The following is a 14,877-nucleotide window of genomic DNA, read 5'->3' as shown; positions in this document are numbered from 1 at the left end:
TGATCTCCGTCACCCCCCTGGTTCACACTGAGGGGATGCGCCCCCGGATCCTGCTGCCCGCCCTGGCCCTTCTTCCCGCTCTGGTCCAGGCGACTCCCCTGCGGGTCCAGGCCCCGGACGCACGCTGGCTCACCTTCACCACGGCCCACTACCGCATCCATTGCCCCGCAGCCTTCGAGTCCTTCGGCCAGGAGGTGGCCGGACGCGTGGAAGGGATCCACGCCCAGTACCTCGGCCTCGTCGGGTTCGCCTACGAGAATCCCGGCAAGCCCATCGACATCCTCATCCTCGACCCCGTGATGGAAGCCAACGGCATGGCCTTCCCCATCCTCCAGCGCCCTCACGTGGTGCTCTGGAAGACGGAACCGGAGGCCGATTCCGTGATCGGCCACCACCACGGCTGGGCGGAGCTGCTGGTGACCCACGAGCTGGGCCACATGCACCACCTGCTGCGGCCCGCCCGGAAGAGCAGCCTCTGGCGGCGCTGGACCGCAGTGCTGGGACCTCTCGCGGACAAATCGCCACGCTGGGTCACCGAGGGTTACGCCACGCTCATCGAAGGCAAACTCACCGGCAGCGGCCGCCCCCACAGCGCCATCCGCGCAGCCGTGCTGCGTCAGTGGGCCATCGAAGGCAAGCTGCCCACCTACGAGGCCCTGAGCGGCACGGGGGGCTTTCTCGGCGGCAGCCTGGCCTACCTGGGCGGTAGCGCCTACCTGGAATGGCTGGAGACGAAATCCGGCGACCCGAAGATCCTGCAGACCCTCTGGCTTCGTCTGGCCGGCAAGCGCGACTTCGAGGCGGCCTTCCGGGCCACCTTCGGCTTCGGTCCGAAGGACGGCTACCAGCGCTACTGCGCGGAACTGACGCACACGGCCCTGGAGCTGGAACGCCGCACCCGGGCGGAGGGCCTGCGCGAAGGCCAACTCGTCACCCAACTCAAGGGCTGGGCCACGGATTTGGCCCTGAGCCCCGACGGCACGAAACTTCTGGCCTGCGTGCGCGATCCCAAGAAGCCGGGCCTCTATGTGTGGGATCTGAAGGCCGCGCCCAAACCCGTCAAGGCGGAATCGGGTGAACCCGCCGACCACGCAGCGCTCGCTCCGATCCTGCCGCCCACCCGCCGCCTGGGGCCCATCCACGGGGCCCTGCCCTGGAAGCCACTGTGGACGGGGCCGGATCGCATCGCCTTCCAGCTGCGGCTGCCCGATGCCGAAGGGGTGCTGAAACCCCAGCCGCGGCAGTGGGTCCTTGGGCGGGGGCTGACCGCGGGTCCGCCGGCAACGAAGTCCGCCGCGCCCGGCGGCCCTGCGTGGAAGGAGATCGACGGCATCTGGAACCTGGTGGATGCGCAGGGCCGGCCCCTCACCCGCACCCTGGGGGCCGCCTGGAACCCCGTCGCCACGCCGGATGGCAAGTGGATCTACTACACCCAGCTCAGCGCCTCGGGGCTCCAGATCCGTCGGCTCGATGCCACGCTGCCGCCCCTGGAGGCGAAGCCCCTGCCACAGGATCCGGCGCCCCTGGTCAAGGATCAGGTGCTGCCGAAGGCCGACGAGCCGGATTCCCTGCCGGCGCCCGTTCCGGTGGCTCCGCATCCCTATCGTGTGGGCGAAAGTCACGACACCTTCACCCTGGCCGGGTACAGCGCCACGCCCTCGGGCCTCAGCGCCCAGATCGGGGCCGGGGGCAATGACCTCCTCGGCCGCCTGAACTGGCAGGTCCTGGCCGGATTCGGCGACGGTGCGGGCCCCCGCGGTGGCATGGCCGGAGCTGCCTGGCGAGGCTGGCGGTGGGCGCCTTCCCTCCAAGCCTTCTCCACCCTAGAGCGCCCCTCGAGCCAGCGCTTCGCGCCGGTGGCGGGCTTCGACCGCGAGCGACGCGGGGCCGAACTGGCCTTCGATCGGGAGGACCTGGGTCGGCCCCGCTCGCACTTCCGACCGGTCCTCGCCTTCGAACGCGTCACGTCCACGGGCGGGGCCTCCCTCACTCGCCTGCTCTGGGGCGCCGAGGCAGGCCTCGGCACCTTCTGGAGCCGGGACGGCCAGGGCCTGCGCGCCGCCCTGGCGGCCCGGGAGCAGCAGGGCCGCACCGAGGGTCACGCCTGGAATCTGACCCGGGCCGCCCTCACCCTGGGTTGGCTCAATCCCTGGTCTCCCCTCACGATGCGCCTGGAGGAGGGCCGCATCGGCGGCGATCCCACCGCGCTCGACCGCTTCCACCTGGGCGGGGTGGGCACCTCCCTGCTGCCCACCTCCCTCGATGCCAACCGGGTCATCCAGGCTGCCCTGCCGGCCTACACTGCCACCGGCAATCGCCTCCAGCACCTGCGGGGGGATCTGCGACTCGGCCCCTTCCAGGCCTATGTGGAGCACCTGGCGGTCTGGCAGGACGCCACGCCCAGGCCCCCGGCGCAGCGGGTGGCCGGCCTCGAATTGGATAGCCGCAATCTGGGCCTGCCTCTAGAAGTGCTGCGGCGCCTGACTGGCAACCTCTCATTCGCGCTGGGCCTGCACCGCCCCTTGGATGGCGCCATGAAGGGCCGTACTGTGGGAACCCTCAGCGTGATCGTGCGGCCGTGATGTCTTCCCCGGGATCCTGATGCTCTTCCTCACCGGCCTTGTCCTCATCTTCCTCGTGCAGTGGCTGCATTTGCGCCTGCTGCGCCTGGAACTGCCGGGGGGGCGTCTCTACCGGGCCCTGCCCTGGATCCTGATCCTCCTCCACGTCCCCCTGATTCTCTTCGCAGGGCTTCGCCTCCTCGGCCTGGGGGGCCACGACGCCCTGCCACTCCTGCGGGGCATGGCCCGGGGCGGGTTCTACTTCCAGGCCTTCACGGTGCTGCACCTCCTGATGGGCATGGTGGCCGAGGGCCTCTGGCACGTGTGGAGCCGGAATCGGCCCGAGCCCCCGGGGGAGGCCGTGGACCCCGGCCGTCGGGCCTTCCTGCGGACGGCGGCCCTCGCCAGCACCGGCGCCGCGGTCGCCTTCGGCGCCGTCGGAGCCAAGGAGGCCTACGGCGACCCGGCCATCACCCGGCGCACTCTGGCCTTCGGTGACCTCCCTCCGGGGCTGGACGGCCTCCGCCTCGCCCATCTCAGCGACCTCCACTCCGGTCCCCTGGTGGGGCCGGATCTGGTGCGCCGATGGCGGGACCTCACGGCGCGCGAGCGCCCGGACCTGCTCCTCATCACCGGCGATCTGGTGGACAGCCGGCCGGATGAGCTGGCCCCGATCATCGAGGCCTTCCAGAATTTCCCCACTCGCTTCGGCTCCTTCGCCGTGCTGGGCAACCACGACTATTTCGACGACCCCCGCCCCATCTGGCGGGACCTCGAGGCTGCCGGCATCCGCTGCCTGGAGAACGCCTCGGCCCTCGTCCAGCGCGGCGGAGGTACCCTGGCGCTCATGGGGCTCCAGGACCCGATGGCACGGAACGGCCGCTTCCGCCGCATGGTCTTCGGGCCCGGCCCCCGGCCCACCGAGGCCGCCCGGGACCTGCCCGCCGACGCCTTCCGCATCTGCCTGAACCATCGGCCCAGCGAATGGGAACAGGCCCTGGCCGCCGGCGCCCGGCTCACCCTGTCGGGGCACACCCACGGCGGACAGATCAATCCCATCCCCGGGCTCAGCAGCGCCCACCTCATCGGTCCCCGCACCGACGGCCTCTACCGCGAGGGGGAGGACCTGCTCTACGTGAGCCGGGGCCTGGGCGTGGTGGGCCTCCCGCTGCGCATCGCCGCCCCGCCGGAGATCGCCATCCTCACGCTCACGCGGGGGGAGGTCCGTCCGCGCGGCTAGGGATCGAAGCGCTCCCGCAAGGCGGGCGGCAGCACCGGGCAGGGCCCCTCCGGCCGTCGGAACAGCTGCTGGCGATACCGCGCCACCGCGTCGTACAGCCGGTCCCGGAGGGGCCGGGGCACCACCGCCAGGAGGACGGCCCAGGCGCGCCAGAGCCCTCCGAGGCCGCGGAGCAGGTGAACTACTGCCTCGGATCGGACCAGTAGCCGACCCTCAGGGGTCAGCACCACCAGGCTATCGGGCAGGGCCGTTCCATCGGCTGGAGTGAGTCGTTGGAAGGTGGCTCCGCCCAGAGGCGCGAAGCGGATGTGCTTCCCGGCATCATGGCGCGCGACGAAGCGCACGGTCGCGTGGCAGAGACCGCAACCGCCGTCGTAGAAGAGGCGCGTCAGCCCTTGATCAGCACCCACAGCCCCACCGCGATGAAAGCGCACCCCGCGGCCCACTTGATGGCAGACTCGGGGATGTAGCGGAACAGCACGCCGCCCACGGCCACGCCGATGGCCGTGGCGCAGACCAGGGCCACGCTGGCGGCGAAGAACACGGTCCAGATCTGGCCGCTGCGCACCGTGGCCGTCATGGCGGCCAGCTGCGTCTTGTCGCCCACCTCGGCGAGGAAGACCGTGGCGAAGGTGGTCCAGAAGAGAGAGCGGTTCATGTGGCCTCGCAGATCGTGACGAAGGTTCATGGTACCGGACTGCCATACTGGCGGGATGGTGCTTGACCACTTCGACCTCCCCACGACCTACGTGGATACGCCCGAGAAGCTCCAGGAGGCGCTGCCCCTGTGGCACGCCGCGGGCGTGTTGTCGGTGGACATCGAGTGCAGCCTCACAGGCATGCACCACTGCCTGCTCGCGCTGTTGCAGGTGGCCACCCACGACCAGGCCTGGCTGGTGGATCCGCTGGCCCTGGGCGGGCTCATGCGGCCGGCGCTGCAGGCCATGGCCCAGGTGCCCTGGATCGTCCACGATTTCTCGGGCGACGGCATCGTCTTCAAGCGCCTCTACGACGTGGTGCCCGACAGCATCTTCGACACCATGCTGCTCTCCCGCGCCCTGGGCTACCCCCAGCCCGGCCTCAAGACCATGGCCAAGCTCAAGCTCGGCCTCGACATCCCCAAGGAGGAGCAGGACTCCAACTGGATGCTCCGCCCCCTGCGCGATGCGCAGATCAGCTACGCCAGCCGCGACGCTGCCCTGCTGCTGCCCCTGCTGCGCATCCTGGCCGACGAGGCCGACGCGAAGCGGGACCACCCGGAGATCGGCCCGCGCCTGGCCGCCTTGCCCAAGGACATGCGCCACCTGCTGAAGCGGGTGCGGGCCTATGTCCCCCCCAAGCACGACCCGGTGGTGGACAAGGTCAGGCACCTGGGGGAACTGGCCGTGGACCGGGCCAAGAAGCTCACGGCGCTGCGTTGGGCCTGGGGCAACGAAGGCGATGTGGGGGCCGTGATGGAACTGGGCAACCGCTGGCTCATGGCCCGCCTGGAGCACCCGCCTGCCACCAGGGAAGCCCTGGAGCGCACCATCCCCAACCCCCGCTTCCGCCGCAAGCGCCTGGACGCCCTCTGGGCCGTGTTCGAAGAGGGCGCCCACGAGACAGTGGAGAACGGCGACACCGCCGACGAGATCATCTGGGAGAGTGGCGAACGGCGCTGATCCTGGCGGCTATTTCAGGTAGGGCGCCAGGTACCTTCCCGTCACGCTGGCCTTCTTTTTCGCCACCTCTTCGGGTGTGCCCAGGGCGATGATGCGCCCTCCCTCGGCGCCGCCTTCGGGGCCCAGGTCGAGGATCCAGTCGGCGGTCTTGATGACGTCCAGGTTGTGCTCGATGACGATGATGGTGTTGCCGGTCTCCACCAGCCGCGTGACGACCTCCAGCAGCTTCTGGATGTCCTTGAGGTGCAGGCCGGTGGTGGGCTCGTCCAGGATGTAGACGGTGCGGCCGGTGGCCCGCTTGCTCAGCTCCTTGGCCAGCTTCACGCGCTGGGCCTCGCCGCCGGACAGGGTGGTGGCGCTCTGGCCCAGGCGCACGTAGCCGAGACCCACGTCCATGAGGGTCTGCAGCTTGTTGGCCAGCACGGGGATGGGCGCGAACAGCTCCAGCGCCTCCTCCACGGTCATGGCCAGCACTTCGGAGATGCTCTTGCCCTTGTAGTGGATCTCCAGGGTCTCGCGGTTGTAGCGCTTGCCCTTGCACTGCTCGCAGGTGACGTACACGTCCGGGAGGAAGTGCATCTCGATCTTGAGGACGCCGTCGCCCTCGCACTTCTCACAGCGCCCGCCCTTCACGTTGAAGCTGTAGCGCCCCGGCGCGTAGCCCCGGGCCTTGCTCTCCGGCAGCTGGGCGAAGAGTTCCCGCAGGGGGGTGAAGAGGCCGGTGTAGGTGGCGGGGTTGCTGCGGGGGGTGCGGCCGATGGGGGCCTGGTCGATGTCGATGACCTTGTCGATGGCTTCAAGGCCCTTGATGGCCTTGTGCTTCCCGACGATGTGGACGCCCTGGTGCAGCTGGTTGGCCAGGGCCTTGTAGAGGATCTCGTTCACCAGGGTGCTTTTGCCGGAGCCGGAGACGCCCGTCACGCAGGTGAAGAGCCCGATGGGGAAGTCGGCGTCCACCTTCTTGAGGTTGTTCTCTTCGGCGCCCACCACGGACAGATGTCCCCGCTTGGCCTTGCGCCGGGTGCGGGGCACGGGAATGGCGTCCCGGCCCGAGAGGAAATCGCCGGTGATGGAACCCGGCGTGCGGCCGATCTCCTCCGGTGTGCCCTGGGCCACCACGAAGCCGCCGTGCTCGCCGGCACCGGGGCCCATGTCCACCACATGGTCGGCGGCGAGGATGGTCTCCAGGTCGTGCTCCACCACCAGCACGGTGTTGCCCAGGTCGCGCATCTCCTTCAGGGTGTGGATGAGCTGCAGGTTGTCGCGCTGGTGCAGACCGATGCTGGGCTCATCCAGGACGTAGAGCACGCCCTGGAGCTTGCTGCCGATCTGGGTGGCCAGGCGGATGCGCTGACCTTCGCCGCCCGAAAGCGTCGCCGCGCTGCGATCCAGCGTCAGGTAGCCGAGCCCCACATCATCGAGGAAACCCAGCCGCTCGCGGATCTCCTTCAGCACCTTCTCGGCGATGACGGCGTCCTTGCCTTCGAGGGCCAGATCGCTGAACCACTTGCGGCCGTCCCGCACGCTCTGGGCCACCACCTGGGCGATGTTCAGGCCGCCCACATAGACCGCCAGCACCTCGGGCCTGAGCCGCTGGCCGGCGCAGGTCTCGCAGGGGATGATTTGCATGGATTCCTCGAGCTCCGCCCGGATTTCCTCGCTGGTGGTCTCGCGATAGCGGCGCTCGAGGTTGCCGACGATGCCTTCGAAGTGGTGGACGAAATCGTAGCGGTTCTTCTTGTTCTCGTAGGTGAACCGCATCTCCTTCTCGGTGCCGTGCAGCAGCAGGCGCCGGATGTCGGCAGGCAGCTTCTTCCAGGGCGTATCCAGGCTGAACTTCGCCTTGCGGGCGAGCTGATCCATCAACTGGGAGCGCCAACCGTCTTCCGACACGCTCTTCCAGCCGCTGGCCTGGATGGCGCCTTCGTTGATGGACAGGGCCGGGTTCGGGATGATCAGCTCCTCCGCGAACTGGCGCTTGAACCCCAGGCCGTCGCAGGCGGGACAGGCGCCGTACGGGGTGTTGAAGGAGAACGACCGCGGCTCCAATTCCGGCAGGCCCAGGCCAAATTTGGAGCACTTCTGGTTGTTGCAGGCCAGCTTGCTGGAGAAGAGCTGCTCGGTATCGTCCAGGTCCACAAGCGCGCTGCCTTCCGCCAGGTTGCAGGCGATCTCCAGGCTGTCTGCCAGGCGGGACTGGATGGCGGGGCTCACCTTCAGGCGGTCGATGACCACCTCCAGCGTGTGCTTCTTCTGCTTGTCGAGGTCGGGGATGCCCTCGGTGAGGTCGAGCATCTGACCGTTCACCCGGGCCCGGATGTAGCCGCGCTTCATGAGGTCCTGAAGCAGCTTCTTGTACTCGCCCTTGCGGCCCCGTACCACGGGCGCCAGGATCTGCAGCCGGGTGCCCTCGGGCTTGGCGAGGATCTGATCCGCCATCTCCTGGATGGTCTGGCTGGCGATGGGCTCGCCGCAAGCCACGCAGGTGGGCTTGCCTGTGCGGGCGTAGAGCAGGCGCAGGTAGTCGTAGATCTCCGTCACCGTGGCCACGGTGGAGCGGGGGTTCTTGCTGGTGGTCTTCTGCTCGATGGAGATGGCGGGCGACAGCCCCTCGATGCTGTCCACATCGGGCTTCTCCATCTGATCGAGGAACTGCCGCGCGTAGGCCGAGAGGCTTTCCACGTAGCGCCGCTGGCCCTCGGCATAGAGGGTGTCGAAGGCCAGGCTGGATTTCCCCGAACCTGACAGGCCCGTGATGACCACCAGCTGATTGCGCGGCAGCGACAGATCCAGGTTCTTCAGGTTGTGTTCGCGCGCGCCCTTGATGTGGATGTGTTCCATAGACCTCTCAGTTTACGCGAATTTTTCGCTTCTGTGGATGGCGTCTGGGTCGTTTCTTGGAGCCCAAGGCCTCCCACCGAGGGGGGGGTCCGAGATAAGCTCCCGTTGCGAAACGCCCAGAAAAGCGCTGGTTATTTCGAAACGGCACCTAAAATCATGGGATGCACCCGGCCGAGCTGGCGATCCTGCTTCACCGCGCCCTGGAGGTCAGACTCGCGGGGCTCCAGGCGCTGCTGGCCACCAAGGGGTGGGCAGAGGAGGAGGAGCCGCTGCACCAGGTGCGCGTGTCCGCCCGCCGCCTCGGCGCGGTACTGGACCTGGTGGATCCCGAGGCCTATCCCGGCCACAAGGGCCAGCGCCGGGCCCTGAAGCGGCTCGTGGATGTCCTCGGCCTGCCGCGGGAACTTGATGTCCACGCGGCGCAGCTGGAGCGACACCGCCGGTCGGCGACCACCCCCGGCCAGGGCGCGGTGCTGGAACACCTGCTGGAGCGCGTGGACCGGGCCCGCGCCAAGGCGCGGCGCACCATGCACAAGGAACTGGGCGAGCTGCGCCTGCCCGACCTGGACAGGCTCCTGGACGTGCCCAGCCTGCCGGCCCCCTTCCAGCACACCTCCCTCCAGGAAGCCGCCTGGACCTGCCTCGAGCCCCGCGCCGCGGGCGCCCTGGGAGATCTGGCGAGCCTCGCCGCCCAGGAGGATGCACCGGCCCTCCACAAGGCCCGGGTGCGGATCAAGAAGCTGCGCTACGCCGTGGAGGCCCTGGAAGGTGCCTTCCCGATCGTACCGGAAACCGTGCTGACCCAGTTGAAGACGCTCCAGACCGCCCTGGGCGAACACCACGACCTGGCCGCCCTGGAGGCCCTGCTCTGGGAGGAGGAGGGCCTGCTTCGCGGCCGGGACCGGGCCATCCTCGCCGCCGGCGTCCTGGAACTGCTGGGGGAGGTGGCCGAGGCGAGGCGGGCGGCCTTTGGCCGCTTCACGGCCGCCGCCGCCGGCCAGGATCCTGGCGTCTTTGCGCAGGCCGTACGGCCTGCCCTCGGGCTCCCCCCGGTCGAGGCGGGATCCCGATGAGCTTCTGGCGCGTGCGGATCCGCCCCCTGGCCTGGCTGCGCAGCGTGCACGCCAAGCTGTTCCTGCTGCTGGGCCTCGTCACCAGCGTGCTCACGGTGGCGGTGGCGTACAACATCATCCGCAACAGCCGCCGCGAGCTGGAGAACTACTCCCGCCAGCTCACCATCGACACGGCGGGAACGGTGGAGACCGACGTGGTCGAACGGGACCCCACCTTCCGGGACGCCGACAAGCTCGACCAGCTGCTGGAGAGCATCGCCGGCCCCGACCGCAGCATCTTCCAGATCGATGTCTTCCGGCGCGTGGGGAAGAGCAACGAAGTGGAGCTGGTGCGCTCCTCCGGGGACGAAGCGTCCGTGGAATGGGGCCCCGAGATCGGCTCCTACCTGACCCTCACGAAACCCCAGGCCGAGCTGGTGGACCTCAACACCGGGGGCCGGGCCTGGAAGGTCTACCAGCCCATCCGCAACCATAAACCCGGGCAGGCGCCCCTGGGCCTCGTCCGGGTCTACTGCGACCTGGAGCGGTGGGAAGTGGTCTGGGACAACAACCTGAAGCGCACGCTGCGCACCCTGCCCGGCGTCCTCCTCGGCGAGTTCATCCTGCTCTGGCTCATCCTGCGCGTGCTCATCAGCGATCCCATCGAGGCCACGGTACTGGCCATGGAGCGGCTGGAACGAGGTGAGGCCGATGCCCGGATCCCCATCAAGCGCAGCGACGAGCTGGGCCTCATCGCGGCCCAGTTCAACGGCATGGCGGTCCAGCTCCAGCGGGCCGGCGAAGAGCGCGAGACCCTCATCCACGAGATCCGCGGCCTCAACGCCAACCTCCAGGGTCGCATCGACGCCGCCCTGTCGGAACTCCAGGCCAAGAACGTGGAACTGGCGGCCATGGCCGAGCGCAACGCGCTGCTGCGGGAGGAACTGGGGGCCCAGGAACGGCTCGCCGTGGCGGGTCAGCTCGCCGCCACCTTCGCCCACGAGGTGGGCACGCCCCTCAACCTGGTGAACGGCCACCTCCAGCTCATGGAGGGGCAGAAGGACCTCCCGGACCGAGTGCGCGAGCGCCTCGGGGTCATCCAGGCCCAGATCCAGCGCGTGAGCGGCATCGTGCGGCGCATGCTCGACCTCACCCGCCGTCCCCAGCTGCACCAAGAGGTCCAGTCCTTCGCGGATCTGCTGGAGGACCTCCGCCAGCTCTGGGCTCCCACCCTGACCTCCCACGGCGTCACCGTGGAAGCCGAGATCCCTGCCGGGTGCTGCCTCAACGTGGATCGCAAACAGATGGAGCAGCTCTTCCTGAACCTCATGAAGAACGCCGTGGACGCCATGCCCGGCGGCGGCACCGTGCGACTGTCGGCGCAACCGGCCGAGGAGAGCTCGCCCGGTGGCCGCTGGTGGGAGATCCGCTTCCAGGATTCGGGCCAAGGCATCCCCGCCGACCTCCTGGGCCAGGTCTTCCGCCCCATGTTCACCACCAAGCCCGAAGGCAAGGGTACGGGCCTGGGCCTCAGCATCTGCCGCGAGATCGTCCGCAGCCATGGCGGCGAAATCCGCATCGAGAGCACCGAAGGGAAGGGCACCTGCGTGGTGTTCAGCCTGCCGGGTGTGGTTCCGGCCTAGCGTTCGGGAAGGCTGGAACCCAGAGGGCACCAAGATCCACGGAGAGCATGGAGAGGGCCTCCCCGGAAGGACCGTGACCTCATTTCCCCGCCAAGGAGAGCCTGAAGCCGTACACCGGCAACTCGCCCTGCATGAAGTCGAGATCCTCGGACCGTTCAAACCCCAGGCGCTCGTAGAGTCCCCACGCAATCCGCATTGCCTGCGTCGTGTGCAGAATGACCTGGGAGTGGCCTTTCTCCTGCGCCAGCCTGATGCAGGCATTGGTGAGCTGCCTGCCCGCTCCCATGGCACGGAACTTGGGACTGATGCCCAGCAGGCGGATGCCGGACGCGTCCTTGACCATGGTCGCGGTTCCGCCCGATCCGTACTCGGCCATATCGCCGAAGTAGACGACGCCACCGACCAGTTCACCCTCGTCGGAGAGCGCGACGAGCACCCGCGTGTCCCGTTTTTCGGTGAAGCGCCCGATGTTCGCGAGCAGCTCGTAATAGCGCGGCTGCTCCTCCGGGGTCGGGAACCCGTCCAGGTTCGAATACACCTCGACCAGGAGTCGGCCGAGGGCGTCGGACTCCTCGGGCCGAAGGTCGCGGATCGTGAGCTGCATGGTCATTCCATTTCCCCCGCCGCCTAGATGTCGACCACTTCCACCTCTCCCAGCGCCTCTTCCAGGAAGCGGCTGCCGACTTCCTTCAGGCGGCTGCTGGCGTCGGTGAGCTGGACGCGGAGTTCGCCGCGCGCACTGGCGGTCCGGTAGCCCAGGGTGCCCTGCAGCAGGCGGTCCACGGCCTTGGCCGTGACCCGGCCACTGTCGATCCAGAGGGTGCCGGGGCGGCAGCGCTCCAGGCTGGGCAGCAGGGTCGGGTAGTGGGTGCAGCCCAGCACGACGGTCTTCACCTCGGGGGGCAGCAGATCCAGGTAGCGGCGGCAGATGGTGTCGGTGACGGGATCGTCGAACCAGCCCTCCTCCGCCAGAGGCACCAGCAAGGGGCAGGCCGCGCTGTGGATGATCTTCGAGGGATCGCGGCGCAGGATGGCCGTCTCATAGGCCCGGCTCCCCACCGTGGCCAGCGTCCCGATGACGCCCACGGGGCCGGGCACCGCCGCGGCGGCTTCGGCGCCCGGCTCGATGACGCCGATCACCGGGCAGGGGCTCACGGCCTGGAGCGCCGGCAGGCCATGGGCGCTGGCCGTGTTGCAGGCGATGACGATGAGCTTGGGGTCGTGGCGCTGGAGCAGCTCGCCCATCTGGAGCGTGTACCGCTCGATGGTGTGGTGGCTCTTGCTGCCGTACGGCAGTCGCGCCGTGTCGCCCAGGTAGACCAGCTCCTCCTGGGGCACCAGCTGGCGCAGGGCATGGATGACGGTGAGCCCGCCCATGCCCGAATCGAAGACCCCGATGGGGCGGTCGGCGCGGCTCATGATTCCCGCACCGCCAGCACGGCGATCCACTCGCCTTCCTTCAGCACCTTCTCGGGCCTGAAGCCATGGGACGCGAGGCTCACCAGGGCTTCGTCCGTGCGCTCCGCCAGGATGCCGCTGGCCACCAGCCAGCCGCCGGGGGCGGCCACGTCGGCCATGCGCGGCAGCAGCTCCTGGATGGTCTCCAGCAGGATGTTGGCGAGCAGGCCCGCGTAGGGGCCCTGCACCTTCGGATGATCCAGCGTCCCGACAAAGCTCTCGTAGGGTGCCGCACCCTTCAACAAGTGGGCATTCAGCTCCATGAGTTCAGTCATGGCCGGGCCGCAGTCTGGGTCGATATCGAAGGCCGTGAGGTTCCGCCCACCCAGCAGGAAGGCCGCCAGGGAGAGGATGCCCGTGCCCGCGCCGATGTCGAGGATGGGGCCCTGCAGCCGGCCTGCCGTGGCAAGTTCCTCCAAGAGCTCCATGCAGAGGCGCGTGGTCTCGTGACCCCCGGTGCCGAAAGCCAGGCCCGGGTTCACCACCAGGTCCATGCGCTCCGCCGGGCCGGGGGTCTCGTCCCAGAGGGGGCGCACATGGAAACGCGCACCCACATCGAAGGCGCCGAAGCCCTCGCGACTCTTGGCCAGCCAGTCCTCGTCGCCGAAGGATTCCGCCTCCAGCAGGTGCACGCCGGGAAAGTCGGTCAGGCCCGAGGGTTCCGGGGGCGCCTGGTCCGGGGGGAAGTAGGCGTAGCAAGCCCGGGGGGGGTCGGCCTCGCGATAGAAGGCGGACGATCCCAGCGCCTCCAGCCAGGCGCAGAGCGCCTCTTCCTGGGGGTCGGGGACCTCCAGCTTCCACCTCAGATGCGTCGCGTCCGTCATCCCCTCAGGTTAACAGGGGCGGCTCAGGCCTCCGCCGCCTCGGCACTGTCCGCGTCCTCGAGGTCCAACCGCTTCATTTTCTCCAGGAACGTGGTGCGCTTCAGGCCCAGCAGATCGGCGGCGCGCTTCTTGTTGCCGCGGGTGATGGCGAGGCTCTGGAGCATGAGCGTCTTTTCCATGTCGGACACCACCTGGTTCAGGTCCATGCCCTCGGCCGGCAGGTCCATGCCAAAGGCTGCCGGAGGCGTCGGGGAGAAGGCGCTGGTCGGCATCGGTGCGAAGGCGCTGCCGGGCAGGGGCGCGAACTCCGGCTTCGGCGCGCCGTCGGTGGCGGGCGCCTCTGGCATCCGTTCCGCGGGTGCCCCCATGCGCTCCGCGAGGAAGGCGAAATCCTCCCGCGTGAGCACCGGACGCGTGCCCGACAGCACGATGGCGCGCTCGATGGCGTTCTCCAGCTGGCGGACATTGCCGGGCCAGGGGAGCGCCATGAGCAGGGGATCCACGCTGGGATGCAGGGCCTTGGGGTAGAGGCCGTGTTCGCGGGCCTTGCGGTTGAGGAAGTGCTGGGCCAGGAAGGGCACCTCCTCCCGTCGCGCCCGCAGGGGCGGCATGGTGATGGGCACCACCTCCAGGCGGTAGAACAAGTCCTCGCGGAAACTGCCGTCCTGGACCTTCTTCCACAAGTCCACATTGGAGGCCGTCACCACGCGCACCTCCACCTTCACGGGCGCGCCGCCACCCAGAGGCTGCACCTCGCGCTCCTGCAGCACCCGCAGCAGGCGCACCTGGGCGCCCAGCGGCATGGTGCCCACTTCATCGAGGAAGATGGTGCCGCCCTGGGCTTCGCGGAACTTGCCCGGCGTGTCTTTGCGGGCGTCCGTGAAGGCGCCCTTGTTGTAGCCGAAGAGTTCGGATTCCAGCAGGTTCTCGGGGATGGCGCCGCAATGGACGGGCACGAAGGGTTCACCAGCGTCGGCGCTCATGCGATGGATGGCCCGGGCGATGACCTCCTTGCCGGTGCCGCTCTCGCCCAGCAGCAGGACCGTGGCTCGCGTGGCGGCGGCGCTGCGGGCCCGGGCCAGCACCTCCTGCATGGCGGGGCTGGTGCCGATGAGGCCGAAAGCCAGCGCCTGCGAGGCGCTCAGCTGGGTGGTGTTGCCCGAGCGCGGGCGCAGACCTGGCATGGGGGGCTCGGGGCCCAGCACGCCCCAGCGCACGGAGCCAAGCTCCCCCCAATCCGACAGGGCCTTGGCGTCCATGGGCGCGGCATCGGCCTTGAGCCCCAGCAGAATGGGCAGGGCCGCCACCTCGGCCATCATCCGGTTCATCTCTGGCGGCGGCCAGGCGCCGCGGGCGCTGATCACCCACAGATCGACGTCCCGGGGCGGCAGCGCCGGCGCGGCGCCGCGATCCACCGTGACCTCCCAGTGCGCCGCCCACCGATGCTCCAGCCCCCCGGTATCGTCCCCGAGGGTGGACCAGTGAAGGCGCGGCAGCAGAGTCATGGGCTCCTTGGTTGAAACCAGCCTAGAGGCAGGCCGGAAGCGGTCAAGTCAAAAAAATGACTGCGGGCGGCCCCGCTTGCCCCCAGGCGTAC

At 69.1% G+C, this 14,877-nt stretch carries 12 protein-coding genes; 5 read left to right on the top strand and 7 right to left on the bottom strand.

The features are described from left to right. Nucleotides 1-35 precede the first annotated feature (35 nt). Together NOV65_RS15055 and NOV65_RS15050 are read left to right on the top strand one after the other, a co-directional pair. Nucleotides 36-2,582: a TolB-like translocation protein gene (locus tag NOV65_RS15055; protein ID WP_257307494.1), complete on the top strand. Its 2,547-nt coding sequence runs from the start codon at nt 36-38 to the stop codon at nt 2,580-2,582. A 19-nt stretch (nt 2,583-2,601) separates the two neighbouring features. Then, entirely contained in the window at nt 2,602-3,801 is a 1,200-nt protein-coding gene (locus NOV65_RS15050) for a metallophosphoesterase (protein WP_257307492.1), read from the top strand. Here NOV65_RS15050 and NOV65_RS15045 read toward each other — a convergent pair. Together NOV65_RS15045 and NOV65_RS15040 are read right to left on the bottom strand one after the other, a co-directional pair. Then, on the bottom strand, nt 3,798-4,211 hold the full coding sequence (locus NOV65_RS15045; protein WP_257307490.1) for a thiol-disulfide oxidoreductase DCC family protein: 414 nt from the start codon (nt 4,209-4,211) through the stop codon (nt 3,798-3,800). The two genes, NOV65_RS15050 and NOV65_RS15045, sit on opposite strands and share 4 nt — an antisense overlap. Further along, on the bottom strand, nt 4,190-4,459 hold the full coding sequence (locus NOV65_RS15040) for a TMEM165/GDT1 family protein (protein WP_257307488.1): 270 nt from the start codon (nt 4,457-4,459) through the stop codon (nt 4,190-4,192). Before NOV65_RS15040 ends, NOV65_RS15045 begins: the two co-directional genes overlap by 22 nt. 55 nt (nt 4,460-4,514) lie before the next feature. Between NOV65_RS15040 and NOV65_RS15035 the strand changes: the two genes are divergently transcribed. Further along, nucleotides 4,515-5,462, top strand: coding sequence for a ribonuclease D (locus tag NOV65_RS15035; RefSeq protein WP_257307486.1), 948 nt, complete (start codon nt 4,515-4,517; stop codon nt 5,460-5,462). A 9-nt stretch (nt 5,463-5,471) separates the two neighbouring features. Here the strand turns inward: NOV65_RS15035 and uvrA are convergent, their stop codons facing one another. Continuing rightward, entirely contained in the window at nt 5,472-8,303 is a 2,832-nt protein-coding gene (gene uvrA, locus NOV65_RS15030) for an excinuclease ABC subunit UvrA (RefSeq protein ID WP_257307485.1), read from the bottom strand. A 161-nt stretch (nt 8,304-8,464) separates the two neighbouring features. Here uvrA and NOV65_RS15025 point away from each other — a divergent pair, with 161 nt between their 5' ends. Together NOV65_RS15025 and NOV65_RS15020 are read left to right on the top strand one after the other, a co-directional pair. Continuing rightward, nucleotides 8,465-9,376 carry a CHAD domain-containing protein gene (locus NOV65_RS15025; RefSeq protein ID WP_257307484.1) on the top strand — a complete coding sequence of 304 codons (912 nt, stop codon included), beginning with the start codon at nt 8,465-8,467 and terminating at the stop codon, nt 9,374-9,376. After that, complete coding sequence (locus NOV65_RS15020; RefSeq protein ID WP_257307483.1) at nt 9,373-10,998, top strand: sensor histidine kinase; 1,626 nt, start codon at nt 9,373-9,375, stop codon at nt 10,996-10,998. The genes NOV65_RS15025 and NOV65_RS15020 overlap by 4 nt, the downstream gene beginning before the upstream one ends. Before the next feature lie 79 nt (nt 10,999-11,077). Here the strand turns inward: NOV65_RS15020 and NOV65_RS15015 are convergent, their stop codons facing one another. From NOV65_RS15015 to NOV65_RS15000, 4 genes are read right to left on the bottom strand one after another with little or no spacing between them, the layout of a single operon-like run. Then, nucleotides 11,078-11,602 carry a GNAT family N-acetyltransferase gene (locus NOV65_RS15015; protein WP_257307482.1) on the bottom strand — a complete coding sequence of 175 codons (525 nt, stop codon included), beginning with the start codon at nt 11,600-11,602 and terminating at the stop codon, nt 11,078-11,080. Between the two features lie 23 nt (nt 11,603-11,625). After that, a complete protein-coding gene (murI, locus tag NOV65_RS15010; RefSeq protein WP_257307480.1) occupies nt 11,626-12,417 on the bottom strand; it encodes a glutamate racemase in 792 nt (263 codons plus the stop codon). Beyond that, the gene (locus NOV65_RS15005) at nt 12,414-13,280 is read right to left on the bottom strand and encodes a 50S ribosomal protein L11 methyltransferase (protein WP_257307478.1); all 867 of its coding nucleotides are present in this window, start codon (nt 13,278-13,280) and stop codon (nt 12,414-12,416) included. Before NOV65_RS15005 ends, murI begins: the two co-directional genes overlap by 4 nt. Nucleotides 13,281-13,303: 23 nt before the next feature. Beyond that, nucleotides 13,304-14,785: a sigma-54 interaction domain-containing protein gene (locus NOV65_RS15000; RefSeq protein WP_257307476.1), complete on the bottom strand. Its 1,482-nt coding sequence runs from the start codon at nt 14,783-14,785 to the stop codon at nt 13,304-13,306. Nucleotides 14,786-14,877: the final 92 nt, after the last annotated feature.

Source organism: Geothrix campi, assembly GCF_024609265.1.
Taxonomy (GTDB): Bacteria; Acidobacteriota; Holophagae; order Holophagales; family Holophagaceae; genus Geothrix; species Geothrix campi.
The sequence above is the reverse complement of the archived record's forward strand: the minus strand, read 5'-3'. Positions and strand labels throughout refer to the sequence as shown.

What these genes read in the sequence shown, in the direction of transcription:
- NOV65_RS15055 (WP_257307494.1), top strand. Translation starts at nt 36, where the DNA reads ATGCGCCCCCGGATCCTGCTGCCCGCCCTGGCCCTTCTTCCCGCTCTG.
- NOV65_RS15050 (WP_257307492.1), top strand. Translation starts at nt 2,602, where the DNA reads ATGCTCTTCCTCACCGGCCTTGTCCTCATCTTCCTCGTGCAGTGGCTG.
- NOV65_RS15040 (WP_257307488.1), bottom strand. Translation starts at nt 4,459, where the DNA reads ATGAACCGCTCTCTCTTCTGGACCACCTTCGCCACGGTCTTCCTCGCC.
- NOV65_RS15035 (WP_257307486.1), top strand. Translation starts at nt 4,515, where the DNA reads ATGGTGCTTGACCACTTCGACCTCCCCACGACCTACGTGGATACGCCC.
- uvrA (WP_257307485.1), bottom strand. Translation starts at nt 8,303, where the DNA reads ATGGAACACATCCACATCAAGGGCGCGCGCGAACACAACCTGAAGAAC.
- NOV65_RS15025 (WP_257307484.1), top strand. Translation starts at nt 8,465, where the DNA reads ATGCACCCGGCCGAGCTGGCGATCCTGCTTCACCGCGCCCTGGAGGTC.
- NOV65_RS15020 (WP_257307483.1), top strand. Translation starts at nt 9,373, where the DNA reads ATGAGCTTCTGGCGCGTGCGGATCCGCCCCCTGGCCTGGCTGCGCAGC.
- NOV65_RS15015 (WP_257307482.1), bottom strand. Translation starts at nt 11,602, where the DNA reads ATGCAGCTCACGATCCGCGACCTTCGGCCCGAGGAGTCCGACGCCCTC.
- murI (WP_257307480.1), bottom strand. Translation starts at nt 12,417, where the DNA reads ATGAGCCGCGCCGACCGCCCCATCGGGGTCTTCGATTCGGGCATGGGC.
- NOV65_RS15005 (WP_257307478.1), bottom strand. Translation starts at nt 13,280, where the DNA reads ATGACGGACGCGACGCATCTGAGGTGGAAGCTGGAGGTCCCCGACCCC.
- NOV65_RS15000 (WP_257307476.1), bottom strand. Translation starts at nt 14,785, where the DNA reads ATGACTCTGCTGCCGCGCCTTCACTGGTCCACCCTCGGGGACGATACC.